Raw genomic sequence first — 15,026 nt, 5'->3', positions numbered from 1 at the left:
GGACCGGCTGTCGATTACACGACAGGCGCTCGAAGCGCGACTCAGGTTGCCGGCTGACGCTGACGTGGCCCGGTGCTCAAGGCGTTTCGCTGATGGATGGCGCCGCATTATCGCGGTTGCCGCAAGACAAGCCGGCGTGGCAGCGAACCGGTGAGGCTCGCAGCCGACGATTTCCAGATAAGGCGCCAGGGCCTGGCGGCTTTCTGTCACCAGCTAATGCGGTGCTTCTCGTCGGTCTCGCGATGCCGTCGATCGTCGTCGACGTGAAGATACAGACTGGTGGTCGTCAGTGACGTATGCCCTAGGTTGTCCCGCACGAGTCGCAGATCGACCAGCTGGTCAGCCATGTGGGATCCTGCACTGTGCCGCAGCCAGTGTGCCGATGCTTGTTCCAGGCGGTCCGCGCGCTGCGCATGGTCTTCACCGCGGGCGCGCAGGGATTGGGCAGCACCGCTAAAAACATCCTTCACGATCCGGTGCAGAGCTGCGCGCGTGAGTGGTTTGAGCGACTGGCCAATTGGCAGCACGAGTGGAGTGTCCTCGCCGGGCGAGGGCAGGGCGGGCAGTCCGCGTACCCGCCGGTAGGTGCCAAGTTCCGTCATCATTTCCGCGGTGGCGGGTACCAGGCGCTCCTTGCCACCTTTGCCCATCACTTCAAGCCACCAGCGTTCCGTGCCGTTTTCGTCAGCGCGCCGGAAAAAGCGGCCCATGGTGTTCTCACCCACCTCGGTAATCCGCAGACCGCCCAGATAAAGCAGGGTAAAGAGCCAGCGCACGCGTGCGTGGTGTTCGCGCTCGCGACCGGTCTGCGTCGGCATGCCCTGGATGTACGTCTTGACCTCGAGCCACAGCTCGGGCGGCAGATACCGGACGATGCGCGGCCGGGCCCGTCTGGCGCGCTGACGCGAGAGCGACAGCGGATTGCCGGCCAGATAGCCGGCCTGCACGAGCCACGCGAACATGACGTTGAGGATCACCATGGCCTGGCGCTGGCTCGCTGCGGACAGCGGGCCGTAGAACGGCCGCCAGCGCGGATCGTGGCGGGGATGCTTGCGCCCGCCGTCAGCGGTCCACCGTGCGGCGGGCTGGGGATCGGCGAGAAAGTGCTGGTAGATCAGCAGGTCCTCGTGCGTGAGCGAGGAGAGCGGTTTGCCCATCTGCAGGACCGACCACAGCAGCAGCCGTTCGGCTTCCTTGCGGTAGTTGTCAAACGTGGTTTTCGTGTCGGCAAAGCGGGCGAGCCACGCGCGAAGCGCGTCGAGATCGGTGTCAGCGGCGACCTGCATGCGTCCGTTGGCGCGGTTCGTGCCGTGACGGCCATCGAGGTCGGGCGACAGGTCAAGCGCATCGATCGGGCGCGGGGTGGGCAAGGTCGTGGTCATGATCGGGAGGCGGGGGGCGGCCCGGGCTGCTGGTCTGGGCGTAGTGATATGCGCAACCGGCTGCATAAATTCAACATTATAGGATTAATGTCAAAATTGAGCGAGCCGTGCGTTAGGGATGAGACGGTTTACGTAGTAATATCCACACAGATTCACCGGTGGAAATTCTCATGAGTGACGTCCTGTCCCCCGACGCAGCGCTGGCCGCCGAGCTCGAGCGCCTGAAGGCGGAATTCCCCAAAACGCGCGAGCTATACCGTGAGGTCTGCGCGCTGCTGTTCTTCCGCCATGGCATCACGCCGACCGCGAACCGGCTGTACCAGCTGGTGAGGCGGGGCAGCATGAGTACGCCGACTCAGGTGCTCGGCGAGTTCTGGACGGAGCTGCGCGAGAAGAGCCGGGTGCGTATCGAGCACCCGGACCTGCCTGCCGATCTCGGTGCGGCCGCCGGTGAACTGGTCGCGACCCTCTGGACGCGCGCCACTGCGTCGGCCGAAGCCGCGCTCGACACGCTGTGCACCGAGGTCGAGGCGCAGCGGGCCGACGCGCAGCAGTCGGTCATCGCCGCCCGCGACGAACTGGGTCGCGTAGAGACGGCGCTGGAGCAGCGCACCGCCGCCCTGCTGGCCGCGCAGGTCGAGGTTCGGGAGCTCGAAAAGGCACAGGCGGAAGGTCACGCGCAGCGGCAGGCGCTGGAGGCAGAAGTTGAGCGGACCAGGTCGGCGCTGGCTGCGCGGGATCGCGAGCTGGTGGAAGTGAGGGAAGGGTTTTCGAGCGATCTGGAGAAGCAGCGTGAAGCGGCTGAGCGCGCGGAAGATCGGCTCCGCGCGACCGAGAAGCGCGCCCTGCTGGAGATTGACCGCGAGCGAAATACCGCAACGAAGCTGCAGAAGGAGCTCGACGACGCCACACGCCGGGCGGACCGGAAGGACGACGAGCACCGCCGTGCATTGGAAACCATGCAGGCGCAACTGGGCGACGCGCGTCATCAGGCGGGCGTGTTGCAGGGGCGGCTGGATGCTGTTCAGGCGGAGAACCTGCGATTGCAGGCGGAGATGATGACGCTGCGGGAAGCGGAAACGCGTGCGCGGGAAGCCAGGCAGTCGGGTATCCCTGCTGCAGTCCCGAAGACATCGCGTTCTACCCGTTCGTCCCGCGCCGTGCCGACTGCCAAACCAGCAACGCGTCGCAAAAAAGCGGTATAAACGCAAAGGTACTTGCCACCAGGGAAATGGGCTGCATGGCTGATCTCTACCTGCTCGCCGGACTGACGCTTCCACAGGGCGTCGCGCATGAGTCCCTGCCCGCGATAGTGACGCTCTTCATGGCGGATTGCTGGTCAGGCATGAGCCGCACGCAGATGATTGCCCGGGCGAAACGGCGAGGCTTGCGCCTATCGTTCCGCGCAACGGCGCCATGTCCGTCCGGCGAAACCGGCGTGTTCGAGCTGCGCTTCAACGATGGCGCAGGCGAATGCCTGATGCTGGCGCGGCTGCAGCGGGTCGGAGCCAGGAGCGGTAAGCGCCGACCGGCCTGCCGCACTGACGTATCCCGCCCCCCGCCACGCGACCCCAGGCAGACCCGGTTGTTCTGACACGACCGTCCCGGTTGCCGCGCAGCACGCGGCTCGCTATGCTCGCAACCTTTAACGGATCAGGAGTCGGAAGTGCGGCGCGTGACGGTCAGGAAATCATCGGTTCATGGGCGAGGCGTCTTCGCGCTGCAGGCGATTCCGGCCGGCCAGCGAATCTTCGAATATCGCGGTGAGGTGACATCGTGGCGACGGGCATCGGCCAGGCACCGGCGGTCCGGACTGCGGGGCCACACGTTCATTTTCGGACTGGCTGACGGGCGCGTGATCGACGGCAGCGTCGGCGGCAACAGCGCCCGCTGGCTGAACCACTCCTGCCAGCCGAACTGCGAGGCGGTCGAGGACGAGCGGGGCCGGGTTTTCATCGAGACGATCAGAGCGGTGAAACCGGGCGATGAGCTTTGTATCGCCTATGGACTCACGATCGATGAAGCGGTCACGCCCGAGTTGGCCGCCGACTATGCCTGCCACTGTGGGACGAAACGGTGTACCGGTTCGATGCTGGCCACGGCGAGCGTTTAGCATGCGTCGACCCGTCAACCGCAGCCCGGTGCTGGTCGCAATGGCGGCCCTGCCACATGTGGATCGGAAAGATCGGCAACGTGGCGCCAAGTGCCCAACGGGCGATTTCGAGCCGATCGCTTGCCAACCTGGATTTCCGATGGACTGAGTGCTGTGGATAGCAACACCATGGTAGTCGATGTCCACCGTGAACTTATTAACGCTGAAACTACCCTGCTGACAGTACCAATGACTGATATCGCATTAAGCGGCGCCGATTACAGCGGCATACACGGCGATATCGTTGCGCTTCTGGAACACGGTCGTCGCGCTGCGGCCCGAAGTGTCAACGCACTGATGACGGCGACCTACTGGGAGATTGGTCGCCGTATTGTCGAATTCAGCCAGGGCGGCGAGGGCCGTGCCACCTACGGTCAGGCCCTTTTAGAGCGGCTGTCGGTCGACCTGACAGCCCGCTTCGGGCGGGGGTTTGGGGTGGACAATCTGGAGCTGATGAGGATGTTCTACCAGACCTACCCGCCAGCCGCGATTTCCGGATCACTGATTCGGAAATCTACGCCCACAGGCCATCCAGGAAATTCCGAATCGCCGATTCGGAATTTCGATCTCGACCAGCTCGCGACAACATTCCAGCTGTCCTGGACGCATTACATCCACCTCATGCGGCGAACCCGGTCAGTTGAAGAAAGAGCGTTTTACGAAGCTGAAGCGCTTCGTGGCGGCTGGAGCGTGCGACAACTGGATCGGCAGATCAGCAGCCAGTTTCACACCCGTGCGATGCTGTCGAAGAACAGGCCGGCGATGCTAAAGAAGGCGGGCAAGGCGGAACCGGGCGACCTCGTGACCGCAGAGGAGGCAATCAAGGATCCTTATGTCCTTGAGTTCCTGGATCTCAAGGACGAATATTCAGAAAGTCAACTGGAGGAGGCATTGGTCCATCGGCTCGAAGACTTTCTTCTTGAGCTGGGTGGCGATTTTACGTTCGTCGGCCGCCAGCGTCGCCTTCGGATCGGTGAAAGTTGGTTCCGGGTAGATCTTCTGTTCTTTCATCGGCGTCTGCGATGTCTTGTTATTGTCGATCTCAAGCTCACCGAGCTCAATCACGCCGACGTGGGTCAGATGCACATGTACTGTAATTACGCGCGCGAGCACTGGACCCTGCCAGGAGAGAACCCGCCCGTCGGGCTGATCCTGTGTGCGCGAACGAATGCCGCGGTGGCGCGTTATGCGTTGGAAGGGTTGCCAAACAAAGTGCTGGCGGCTGAGTACCATATGGTCCTGCCGGATGAAAAACTTCTCGCCGACGAACTGGCCAGAACTCGACGTGCATGGGAGGCCCAACATCGGTCGGAAGAGGGCGCTGACGGTTCAGACGGCCAACTGTCGTGACAGGGCGTAGCTTCACGATTGCGTCACGCCCGGCTAATCATCAACAACCATCCAGAGACGGACTGCTTGTTACCATGGCAACCTGAGTGCGGAAATGCATCTCGTTAGCGATTCGGCGAACCGTACAGGATGCGAACCAGAGCATGACACAGTGCGTGTGGTCGCCGACGCGAGCGGTCGGCGCGCAATCGTCGAGTCAGTCGATGAGCACCGCAGAAAATTGAGAAGCACGGTCAAATGGATTAATCTCGTCAGCCTGACGAGCCACTGTTCCGAACCCAACGGATGCAGCTCGACATTTTCAACGACAGCCGCGACGTGATGCTGCGCAATGACGTCCTGTCAGCGTTGCAGCGGTACGATGCCGCGGGCGCGCGGCGTGCGCTGCAGGCCCTTGCGGACGAGTATGCGGACGATTTCGCCCCGGTGTATTTCGGTTCGATCGTCAATGCCCTCAAGGGTCGATCGACGGTACCGTTTGACCGTCACGAAGCCGCCCTGCAGGCTCGCCAGGCGCTATCTCACGAAGTCCAGCCCGCAGTCGCGCATGTGTTTCCGAGGCAGAGCGGGGCCACCTGGCTCGCACCGCTCTGGGCAGAACTGGCCGGACGCGCCGCTGCGCTGCCTTTCCGTGCGGACCACGCGGATTCGCATGCGGCGCCGCTCTTCCTGCTTGCTGCGCGGTGGGCCGAGGCGTCCGATGCGATATCGCGCATCGCGTCGTGGCGACGGATTCCAGCGCCGCTTTGCTGGATGACGGAGGCACGTTACCGACTCGATGGCCTGAACGCGGCCTGGCCATTGCTGGTGGAACTTGCGTGGCTTTCGCCATCCCGGTTCGACCAGCTTTTGAGCCGGCTTGGCGACGCGTGCGTCAAGACGTTGCGGCGCGCCTTCGATACGTCGTTTGACGGCGCCGGCGACATTGACGATCCTGCATGGTTTCCGGCGTGGGTACTCACGGAAAAGGCTGGCCTCGCGCCGCTGTTCAAACAGGCAGAGCCTTCGCGACGCAATGCGCCCGAGCGGGCGGCGAAGGTGATGCTCCAGTTACTCAGCCTGGAGCGTCAGGGCCGGCGTCACGAACTGCTGGAACCCGGCGCGAACTGCAGGTGCTCAACACGGCGCTGTACGCCGCCTATATGAAGACGCGCTGAGCTGGCACCCCGGAGCATGACACGCACAACCTCTCACAAATGGACTTTCGCCACGCGGTTCCGGCGTGGCGCCTTCGGCTGGAAATCCGCGTTGCCGATCCAGCGGCTGAAAGAAGCGCTGGCGGAGATCCGGCAGATCGCCCGTGCCGATCCTGTTCTCGCTGCTGACGGCGCGGTCGCTTTGCTCGAAAAGCTTTCGCCGGCGCTTGAACACGTAGACAGCTCGTCGGGGGCAATTGGCACCGCCGTGAATCGCGCAATCGACGCGCTTGTGCCGGTCATTGCCGGGGTGGACGTGCCCGCTCCGGTCCGGATGCGATGGCTGGATCGGCTGTTCGACGCGCTCCAGGATGACCCGATGCCGTATATCGAACAGCTGGGCGATCGCTGGGGTGACCTATGCGCCTCGCCCGCCATCGCGTGCGCATGGGCAGACCGGCTGTTGCCGATAACAGCGCGCGTGATGGGCGCTGAAGGTCTGGGCGAGCATTTCGCGGGTACCACCGCCTGCCTCAGCGCGCTGAATGCCGCCGGGCGCCATGAGGAACTGCTCGCCCTCGTGAATGGCGCGCGCCTGAACTGGTGGGGGTTTCGCCAGTACGGGGTGGACGCACTGATCGCATTAAATCGTCCGGCTGAAGCACTGCGTTACGCGGAAGCGTCGAGGGGGCTGAATGCGCCCACTGCCGCCATCGCCCGCAAATGCGAAGCGATCCTTCTGTCGTCGGGCATGATGGACGAGGCCTATCGGCGTTACGCAATCGAGGCCAATCAGGCCACCACGCATCTCGCGACATTCCGTGCCATCGCAAAAAAATATCCGGACAGGAGTTCCGACAGCATTCTTCGCGACCTGGTCGCGAGCAGTCCCGGCGCTGAGGGGAAATGGTTCGCCGCCGCGAAGGACGCCGGCCTGCTCGATCTGGCGGCGTCGCTCGCGATGCGCGGCGCCACCGACCCGCGAACCCTGACGCGAGCAGCACGCGATTTCGCGCAGCGAAAACCTGCATTCGCGGTGGCCTGTGGCACGGCAGCGCTGCACTGGATGGCTGCAGGCTTCGGTTACGAAATCACGGGTAGCGCGACGTGCTGGATGCTTACGGCGCGCTGGCGGAGGCGGCCCTTGCTTCCGGCATGGAACGTGACGAGCTCAACAGGCGTCTGCGGGAGCGGTTTGCGGCCATTCCGGGGCATTCGTTCGTCGCCACGGTGCTGGCGTTTCATTGGGCGGCATAGCGTGCGCGATGCATCCAGCGACGGGATGGACGGTTTCTGCACGGCCCGGCTCGCGGCATGTTGTCATCAACGGGTCGCTCCCGGTCGTGTGGGACGGCGCCCGTTTCGCCGCCGGTGACGGGGCTCAAGCGCAAAGCGGCTGGAAATGGCAGTTTTACGACAGGCAGAAGTCAGCACAGGACTTGCATCATGGAAGAGTACAACCCCGGGTGCGCGCCCGAACCTGGATCATGGTCGAACTCGACGAACAGGAGCGAATTGCTCTCGTAGAAACGTATCACCGGGTCGCCCGGATCGAGCTTCCCAACGTCACGGCACACGCTGCACTACACGCGATCGTCGAAAACCAGATCGCCCTGAACCTTGAGCCCGTGGTCCGGGCGATGGATCGCCTCGGGAAAGAAGGGCTTACGCGACACGACGCGGTTCACGCGATCGGCTCAATCGTCGCAGAGCATCTGTTTGATATTTTGAGGACAGATCAGAACGACGATGCTGCGACTTCACGGGCGCGTTATTACGTGGCGGTGGAGCGGTTGACCGCCGAAAGCTGGCGCAGAGTTGAACACTGATGCCGATACCATCGAAACTTCAACCGTGGTTTGGAGCGAGGTAGCGTTTCAGATTGAGCCGTGCTCATATCCAGATGGCGTGCGAACTGGGATTGAATTCCCGAAAATTCGGATCCCTGGCTAACGGGCAGCAGGAGCCGTGGAAGCGCCCCCTCGCAGAATTTATCGCGCACTGTTATAGCAGGCGCTTTGGTCGTGCTACGCCTGAACACGTGAAATCTCTGGAAGAAGTCATGAAGCGGGCGGAAGCCCGGCGCAATGAGCGGCGGGAAAGAAAAACGAACAGAGCGGTTCCACCGACAGGGCCGCAACGTAGCGATGACGGATCGGGCGTAAAGTTGCCGGGGCTCTGCGCACGCGGCGGTGAATAGGGTTCGAACGGAACGGAGATGACGACCGTCTGGGTGGGCGACGGGGACCACTTGCGCCCAGCCTGCCTGCTTCTACTCTTACTTCCAAAACGCATCTACTTTCGCTTCATTGCACGACGCTGAACGAACGCCCGCAGCGTTGTGAAGTCGGTGCGGGTATAGGCGCGGGACATCGTGAGGGGCAGAGAACGGTTGGCCATGAGCAGGGACGAAAAGCGTTGAAAAGAGTTTGCGGAACGGCCGGCCGGGCCTGAGGTTGAGTACGAGAACCCGGGATTCTGGCCATTAAACGCAGTAATGGTAATAGCAGTTATCAACACTGGTGCACGGCAATCCCGCCCTTGGGCATCTTGGCGGCCACCATCGGCCGCCGCGACGTCAGGCCGCGTTCGCACCCGGACGGAGCCGGATGCCGTCCGGGTTGCACGCCGATGGACCGATGGGGTAGGGTGGCGGCATCGCAAACCCAGAAAAGGACGAAACGTGAACAAGCAGGAACTGGTGGACGCCGTCGCCGCCGCAACGGGACAGAGCAAGGCGGCCGCGTCGGAGGCGATCGACGCCTTCATCGGGGCAGTGACGAAGGCGGTCACGAAAGGGGACGCGGTTCAGTTGATCGGCTTCGGCTCGTTTTCGACGGGCGCGCGCGCCGCGCGGGTCGGCCGCAATCCGGCGACCGGCGCCGAAATCCAGATCGCGGCTGCGAAGACAGTGAAGTTCACGGCGGGCAAGGCGTTCAAGGATGCCGTGAACGGCGCCTGAGACCGGACGCACGCCGTCGCCCGGATGTCTGCCGATGGCGCGGCGTGATCGGGCAGCGCCTGAACCCCGGCTAGCCGGCCCGGTAGGGTCAGTGCGAGATGCCGCGACATACTGCAGGCCCTGCGATTCGCTGCGGATCGGATGAGGACGGATTTTTATCCACACGCTGCGCGCCATTGAGCCGGGCGAAGAACTGATTATTGAATATCTGCTGGCCACCGACGGCCCGCTGGATGAAGAGGTCCAGGCCCAGTACGCATGCCGATGTGCTGCAGTGAGCTGCCGTCAGTCGATGCTGGCGAACGCAGCGTGAGAGGGGTCTCCAAGAGGCTGCGGCTTTCGGCGAGTCCGGCGTCGAGCCCGCTGGATAGTTGGTGGGCGGCACGGTCAAGGTCGGTGTGGGGGCGGGCTTTCATATCGATGTGTCACAACCCGCTGGGCAGGGCGCCCATTCGGCGAAACGCCTCGAATATCTTTGAGACGCCAGATGTCGCTGACTGACGATTGTCGGTGATGTCGACCCAGTGAGGCGTCGTCTGAGCAATCGGCGGAGAGAACTTATGCAGCAGCGGGAGCGGGCACGAGACAGCGTAGCGGAGGCCGGGTTGGTTGAACTGCTGGACCGGCTCGACCTAGCGCTCATGCAGATGCCTGCGCGCCCATCAGTATGCAGGGCGCTGTTGGATCTGAACTATCGCCTCGGTGCAGCCAGCCCGAAACCTGCTGGGGGGTCAATCGGCCTGCATCGCCGCGACGTCGGCACATTCCCATCGTCGAATCCTTGCCGCTGTTTTCATGACGGCGAGGCGGCGAATTGTAGGGCCATTTAGGCAATCGCGCTAAGCATCTTGGGTGCCTGCCGTCGAACGTCAGGCCATGCTGATTCGCTCTGCCGTCACCAGCTTAGGCGGTCGAATTTGGGGAATCCCACTCGTCATTACTCCAGTTATCAGATGTGGCGATTTTGCTGCATGGCGCTTTCCGGTCGTCGCCGGCGACCCGGGATCTTGCAGGCAAGAGAAGGCAGGGCGCTGGCGTCGGCCAGCGCGGGGTTCGCCTCGGGTTTGTCTGTGAGCCGTGCGATGCGGTTGCGGGCCAGCGACCGCCTCAGCCTGCTGACCAGTTGTTTCGACGACTGTGACCCATCAGAGAATCTGGGGCGTGAACAGTGCGACTGGTTCGGCAGGCGCCACCGCCGACTTGATGGATCCGAATTCAGAAGAAATTGAGCTGCTTATATGGGCCAAGGCAAGAATGTTAGATTGGTAGCGCAGCGTCATCAGCAGTCGTCGCCGGGCTGCTGTCGTCGTCAACTCGGCTCTCAAACACTTTCTTGACGCGATGGCGAGCGAAGTCGATTGCGGCATATTCTCGAGCCAGCCGCGCTGGACGTTCTCTTTGTCCCGCTTCCGACTTTTCGTCAATTGGATGGGATACGACCGGACAACTTCGGACGCTTGAAGGTTAGGGCTGTCGACGCTGGTGCTGAACGGCTCCCGCTTGTATTCCGCTTCACTGAGGGCCGTTCATCGAAGCGGAATTAACACACCATATCCGGACTATCCTCGAGGCATCCTACGTCCGCGCCGCGGCGGACGGCCTCATCGCCAGACAAATCAATCGTTCGGCGCCGCCGCGCAACGAAGTCGCGGCCTAGATCCACAGAGTCAACCGTTTGCTCGAGCAACCGACAGTGAAACTATAGGCTCGCGGCGTCTCGACGGTAAATCATCAGGCGGCCCATTGAAAACGCGCGGTTTGAGCTGGGTGCCATTGGAAAACCCGCCGGATCATCTCGGCACCGCCTTGGGGTTGGTGATGTATTTGGTACCATGGCACATAGCGTCAGTCAGCCACTAAGGCGGCCTTCAACAGCGGGCTGATTGTCGCGACGGCGTCAACTTAAACGCACCCGCAACTAACTGCGCATGCAGCCTAGAAGGTTCGATCTCAAATGGTGACACTGCTGCGACATCCGCAGAGGCAAGCGATGCTGTGCTCGCGAATCGAAATTCTGGGCGTGTTCGGTTCCGGAAAGACGACCCTCGCACAGCACTTATCTAATGGCCGTGAGCCGCTGATGCTAGAGCGGCACGAGCATAACGTCTACTGGAATACTCCTGGGGCAAACGCTGCCACGGGCTTTTTGGCGTACGACTTGTCGTTCTTGCTACAGCACCACTATTTGGCAGCATCGTGCCCTTCGGCTTCGTACAATGGCGTCGCCTTATGCGATTGGTCATTTGCGTCTGATGACCTCTGGGCATCAATGCGTCTAAATGACGATGACCTTGACGCTTACCGAACGGTGCACGGCGCGTTGTTGAAGTCGGTCGGGCCTCCGCTTGGATACATCCATTTGCGGCCGCCAGAGCGCACGATCGCGGAGCGACTCCGACTGCGCAATCGAGCGGGCGAAAATATTTCAACAGCTGAAATAAGCGATGCAGCCGATCGCCTGGACGAGCTTGTACAGCAACTACCCAGTGCAAAGGTAATGCGCGTGGGAGACGACGCAGACCTTGTGAACATTCGGAATTTGTTTGAACACTGGCTTCGCGGGAGGACCGGTGAGCGTTAAAAATTCTACTTCCAAAGAGTTGCTTGCGCGCTACAAGGTTCCGGGTCACCAGATTTATGTTCTCGGTACGTTCGATGCGGGCGTGACGGTGTTGGACCAGCAGGCGAGGGCGTTGAATTTAATATGGTCTCTTATTGAAGAGCGTACGGTCCTCTCGCGAGTCGCACCACGCAAGGATTTGGCGAAGCCACGTGCGGAACGAATTGCCATCATCGGCGGCGGCTTCGCTGGCCTTACTGCTGCTGCAGGTCTTCTTCGAAAGGATGTTGAAGCGGACATAACTATTTTTGAGCAGCGCGATACGTTGCTACCGCTACAGCAAGGCAGTGATTCGCGATGGCTGCATCCACACATCTACGATTGGCCTGCAGTTGGCAGCCTATCGGGTGCAGCTCTGCTCCCAGTGCTTAACTGGACTGCGGCGCGCGCCTCCGATGTGGTCGTTCAGATCCTCGGTGAGTGGAAAAAGGCATATCACGACTGGCATGAGCAGTCGAAGCGTAAGCTGCGTTTGTACTGCAATGCGCGGCACGTCCAAGTGCATGAAATCGGTAGCGACAGGGACGGCCTACGCATTGAATGGGTCGGCGAGCAACGCGATCCGCAAGATGGCATTGCGGCCTACGCTCCTGACTCGAGACACGGCGACCCTAGGCATCAATCGGTCAACACTGGCAGCTCGGAGTCATTCGACATCGTCATTCTCGCCGTTGGTTTTGGTACCAAGCGTGACACGCCACAGTCCTACTGGCGAAACGAGACTTACGCTCAACCCAGTCTAGATAGCCAACGACATACATTTGTCGTTTCTGGGCAAGGCGATGGCGCCATGATGGATCTGTTGCGCCTCCGTGTTTCCCAGTTTCGCCAGGATCGCATCTTGGGCGAGCTCTTTTCTGGCGAGCGTGCGTTGATCGATGAACTCAGAAGAGTTCAGAGCGAGCATACTGGCCCCGATGCCAAACAGGGCTTATTCGATGCGCTCGAAACTGTCAGTTCTAGCCACCGAGTCGCGTTTGAGGCGGTGCGCGCGCGCATGTCGCAGCGATTGAGGCGAGACACAGAGGTAATTTTAAGCTTGCAGGTAAAGAAATTCTCCGAGCTTTTTGACCCGGCGACCCGAAGAATCTCATTCCAAAACCGGGTGCTTGTGTACCTCCTGTATAAATGCGGCGGCTTCTTCCCGTCATCGCGCGGCACCGATTGCCTCGAGAACGAGAACGAGGTCAGCGAAGAACGTGTGGTGCGTCGTCATGGGACCCGGCGAGACGAAGTTCTGAAAAGCGTCTTGTCACCGCACCTGTATGACGTAATAGAACAAATGCAGGCGAAGCATGATGGAGGGTATTTCCTTCAACCGCACATACCAAATTGGACCGGAGGCTATTTCGGCTTTCCGGGTCGGGCTGACGACGCCAAGCGGCTGCCCGAAGGCACCAAATCCGCTTGGAAAAAGGAATACTTGCCGGGCCCAACCGCTCTTATGGCAACGGCATTTTGCGCGAGTCTTGCGGGCGCGTTGCGTCACGGGCACAACCCAAGCCGGCGGCTACGAGTGACATTGCATCGAGTCGCGTCGTTTGGCGGCCAGGAAGTTTTACAGCAAGCGTGTAACTATCAGGGTGTCGCCTTAGAGAGGAAAGACGAGTCTGGGATTGGAAGAACCTTCCCCATCCATATGGGGACCATTGGCTTAGCGTTTTATACTAGGCGAGTTATCCGCTCCTTGCCGTCTGTTGACCCTGGGAAGCTCCACGCCTATATGTCTTCGCCGTCAAGACGGCTAAGGGAGTCAACACGCTTGATGTCGACGAAGGTCAGATTCGTCATTGCGATTCCAATTCTCGAGCCCACGGATCCCGGGCTACACAGCCCCCCAAGCGCGGTCGCAGGCGTGATCTATATCGATAGCGAAGCGGACGATTTTTTTATAGATGATGGAAGCCTTAAGGGCATCGTGTGGATGGCGAAGGGCTTCTTGGATGGTCTTCAGGCACTCGGAAAAACGCCGCTTGAACGTTTAAGCAACTTGGCGCCACCTGTCCGATCCTCCAGCCAGGTGGAGACTTCATCTATCGAGCGCGACCCCTTCGACGCCGCCGCCCGTGAGGTCCTTGAGGAGGTTGGTACGGTGGAGCCTCCCGTCACAGCCGGTCCGTTTCAACTGAATTTTGATTACTCCGAATTCGTCGTTCAGGAAGACTGATGTCGACAACAACACACGTCCTTAAGAGTTGGCCTCGTTTCTTTGATGCTATTCGACTCGGTACGCGGACCCACGAATTGCGCCGAAATGATCGCGATTTTCAGGTCGGGGATCTGCTTGAACTGCGGGAGTACGAGTTTTCGATGTCGAGGTATACCGGCCGCACCTGTATAGCGGAGATCACTTCTATTACGTCAACACGGGAGCCATGTGCTGTGTCCGATGAGGCGCTCCACAGGGACTTCTGCATCCTGAGCGTGCGCCTCATTACTTCTGTTACTGGCAACGAAGCTGCTGAATAACTTTCGCAGGCAGAAAGCCATCAGCGCATGTCGACTCGGCGTGGCCGTTGTAGAGCGTAATGAAAATGGTACTCCCCCGCATAGGAGCGACGCGGCAAACTTCGTGCTTGGCGAGAGGGATGGCAAGAAGCGCTTCGCCGATCACGCGCTCGCGATGAGCAAGGCATTTTCACTGTGCCGCACGCTCGATTAAGTCAAGGCGGTACGGGCGTGGTGGGCAAGATGCCGGCGCTGCTAATGTCACCCAGACCGCGGGCCTAACTATCGAAGTGGAAGCGAAAGCAGATTATCGGTCTTACGGCTGTCCGCAACTGTCTGGACGTATTTAATCCGCCCATTGCTATGCGTGTGCACCCAGGCTCCCGTGACGTTCGGATTCCGGTCAGGGCACCAAACCGAGTTGTTACCTTGGGCTTCGATGAATGCCACCATTTGTTCTCGGGTTGAGTGGCCCTGCTCCGTGGTTTCCTTGCCGTCAACTACTTTAATCCACCACAGAAAGGTAATGTGCTCATGGCCGTGTCCCCCTTCCATCCTTCTGGCCACGCATTTGAACGTCGTGTTGCTTGTGCTCATGGATTATCTTCCCTACTTCCGTATTGCGATGTGGAAAACAAGCTGGGGCAATATGTACTCCAGCTTTTCTAAACAACTCCGCTGTTAAGCGGACGGCCACGACCGGCAATGTTCTCAAACCGTCTCAAGCGGCCTTGACGGAAGCGGACATACGCACGGACGTGAACAGGCTTCGGAAAATGGCAATTTTTCGCCATCACTGTCAGTTGTCCCGTCGCTAGTTTACGCTTCGTCCCCAAGAGGTCAGCGAGTCAGCCATTGCCAGAACGCTTTCAGCCGTGCGCGCCAACCTGCGTCCGCTCGTTCCCCTCCAGATGGGGAGGGACTTGGGGTACTCTGCTGCACCGTCGGCTGCTCTTGGGTGCCGCGATGCATCGCC

General features: G+C 60.8%; 12 protein-coding genes and 2 pseudogenes. 12 read left to right on the top strand and 2 right to left on the bottom strand.

The features are described from left to right. Positions 1–206: 206 nt before the first annotated feature. A complete protein-coding gene (locus BCA01S_RS33375; RefSeq protein ID WP_027780581.1) occupies positions 207–1,382 on the bottom strand; it encodes a tyrosine-type recombinase/integrase in 1,176 nt (391 codons plus the stop codon). Positions 1,383–1,552: 170 nt separating this feature from the next. Here BCA01S_RS33375 and BCA01S_RS33370 point away from each other — a divergent pair, with 170 nt between their 5' ends. From BCA01S_RS33370 to BCA01S_RS39715, 12 genes and pseudogenes are all read left to right on the top strand, one after another. After that, positions 1,553–2,587: a DNA-binding protein gene (locus BCA01S_RS33370; protein WP_027780580.1), complete on the top strand. Its 1,035-nt coding sequence runs from the start codon at positions 1,553–1,555 to the stop codon at positions 2,585–2,587. A 35-nt stretch (positions 2,588–2,622) separates the two neighbouring features. Beyond that, on the top strand, positions 2,623–2,976 hold the full coding sequence (locus BCA01S_RS33365; RefSeq protein ID WP_027780579.1) for a hypothetical protein: 354 nt from the start codon (positions 2,623–2,625) through the stop codon (positions 2,974–2,976). Between the two features lie 72 nt (positions 2,977–3,048). Further along, positions 3,049–3,495 carry an SET domain-containing protein gene (locus BCA01S_RS33360; RefSeq protein WP_027780578.1) on the top strand — a complete coding sequence of 149 codons (447 nt, stop codon included), beginning with the start codon at positions 3,049–3,051 and terminating at the stop codon, positions 3,493–3,495. Between the two features lie 228 nt (positions 3,496–3,723). Further along, positions 3,724–4,884, top strand: a complete 1,161-nt coding sequence (locus BCA01S_RS33355; protein ID WP_027780577.1) for a PDDEXK nuclease domain-containing protein — start codon at positions 3,724–3,726, stop codon at positions 4,882–4,884. Positions 4,885–5,169: 285 nt separating this feature from the next. Beyond that, positions 5,170–6,030 (top strand): hypothetical protein, encoded by an 861-nt coding sequence (locus BCA01S_RS36220; protein ID WP_244146111.1) that lies wholly within the window; start codon positions 5,170–5,172, stop codon positions 6,028–6,030. A 27-nt stretch (positions 6,031–6,057) separates the two neighbouring features. Next, a pseudogene (locus BCA01S_RS36215) lies at positions 6,058–7,277 on the top strand (hypothetical protein). 230 nt (positions 7,278–7,507) lie between these two features. Further along, a complete protein-coding gene (locus tag BCA01S_RS36210) occupies positions 7,508–7,849 on the top strand; it encodes a hypothetical protein (RefSeq protein WP_244146112.1) in 342 nt (113 codons plus the stop codon). A gap of 668 nt (positions 7,850–8,517) precedes the next feature. Beyond that, on the top strand, positions 8,518–8,982 hold the full coding sequence (locus BCA01S_RS39410; RefSeq protein WP_255218496.1) for an HU family DNA-binding protein: 465 nt from the start codon (positions 8,518–8,520) through the stop codon (positions 8,980–8,982). Between the two features lie 1,954 nt (positions 8,983–10,936). Continuing rightward, positions 10,937–11,563, top strand: a complete 627-nt coding sequence (locus BCA01S_RS33330) for a deoxynucleoside kinase (protein WP_027780575.1) — start codon at positions 10,937–10,939, stop codon at positions 11,561–11,563. After that, positions 11,553–13,769 (top strand): FAD-dependent oxidoreductase, encoded by a 2,217-nt coding sequence (locus tag BCA01S_RS33325; protein WP_027780574.1) that lies wholly within the window; start codon positions 11,553–11,555, stop codon positions 13,767–13,769. The genes BCA01S_RS33330 and BCA01S_RS33325 overlap by 11 nt, the downstream gene beginning before the upstream one ends. Beyond that, positions 13,769–14,071, top strand: a complete 303-nt coding sequence (locus BCA01S_RS39585) for a DUF3850 domain-containing protein (protein WP_052369597.1) — start codon at positions 13,769–13,771, stop codon at positions 14,069–14,071. The genes BCA01S_RS33325 and BCA01S_RS39585 overlap by 1 nt, the downstream gene beginning before the upstream one ends. Positions 14,072–14,162: 91 nt before the next feature. Next, positions 14,163–14,261, top strand: a pseudogene (locus tag BCA01S_RS39715) (type I restriction enzyme endonuclease domain-containing protein); the annotation flags it as partial. A 71-nt stretch (positions 14,262–14,332) separates the two neighbouring features. On the opposite strand, the gene BCA01S_RS37700 reads toward BCA01S_RS39715, so the two are convergent. Then, entirely contained in the window at positions 14,333–14,605 is a 273-nt protein-coding gene (locus tag BCA01S_RS37700; protein WP_084167101.1) for a DUF3892 domain-containing protein, read from the bottom strand. Positions 14,606–15,026 lie beyond the last annotated feature (421 nt).

This window comes from Paraburkholderia caledonica NBRC 102488 (assembly GCF_000685095.1).
Classification (GTDB): Bacteria; Pseudomonadota; Gammaproteobacteria; order Burkholderiales; family Burkholderiaceae; genus Paraburkholderia; species Paraburkholderia caledonica.
The sequence above is the reverse complement of the archived record's forward strand: the minus strand, read 5'-3'. Positions and strand labels throughout refer to the sequence as shown.

What these genes read in the sequence shown, in the direction of transcription:
- BCA01S_RS33375 (WP_027780581.1), bottom strand. Translation starts at nt 1,382, where the DNA reads ATGACCACGACCTTGCCCACCCCGCGCCCGATCGATGCGCTTGACCTG.
- BCA01S_RS33370 (WP_027780580.1), top strand. Translation starts at nt 1,553, where the DNA reads ATGAGTGACGTCCTGTCCCCCGACGCAGCGCTGGCCGCCGAGCTCGAG.
- BCA01S_RS33365 (WP_027780579.1), top strand. Translation starts at nt 2,623, where the DNA reads ATGGCTGATCTCTACCTGCTCGCCGGACTGACGCTTCCACAGGGCGTC.
- BCA01S_RS33355 (WP_027780577.1), top strand. Translation starts at nt 3,724, where the DNA reads ATGACTGATATCGCATTAAGCGGCGCCGATTACAGCGGCATACACGGC.
- BCA01S_RS36220 (WP_244146111.1), top strand. Translation starts at nt 5,170, where the DNA reads ATGCAGCTCGACATTTTCAACGACAGCCGCGACGTGATGCTGCGCAAT.
- BCA01S_RS36210 (WP_244146112.1), top strand. Translation starts at nt 7,508, where the DNA reads ATGGTCGAACTCGACGAACAGGAGCGAATTGCTCTCGTAGAAACGTAT.
- BCA01S_RS39410 (WP_255218496.1), top strand. Translation starts at nt 8,518, where the DNA reads ATGGTAATAGCAGTTATCAACACTGGTGCACGGCAATCCCGCCCTTGG.
- BCA01S_RS33330 (WP_027780575.1), top strand. Translation starts at nt 10,937, where the DNA reads ATGGTGACACTGCTGCGACATCCGCAGAGGCAAGCGATGCTGTGCTCG.
- BCA01S_RS39585 (WP_052369597.1), top strand. Translation starts at nt 13,769, where the DNA reads ATGTCGACAACAACACACGTCCTTAAGAGTTGGCCTCGTTTCTTTGAT.
- BCA01S_RS37700 (WP_084167101.1), bottom strand. Translation starts at nt 14,605, where the DNA reads ATGGAAGGGGGACACGGCCATGAGCACATTACCTTTCTGTGGTGGATT.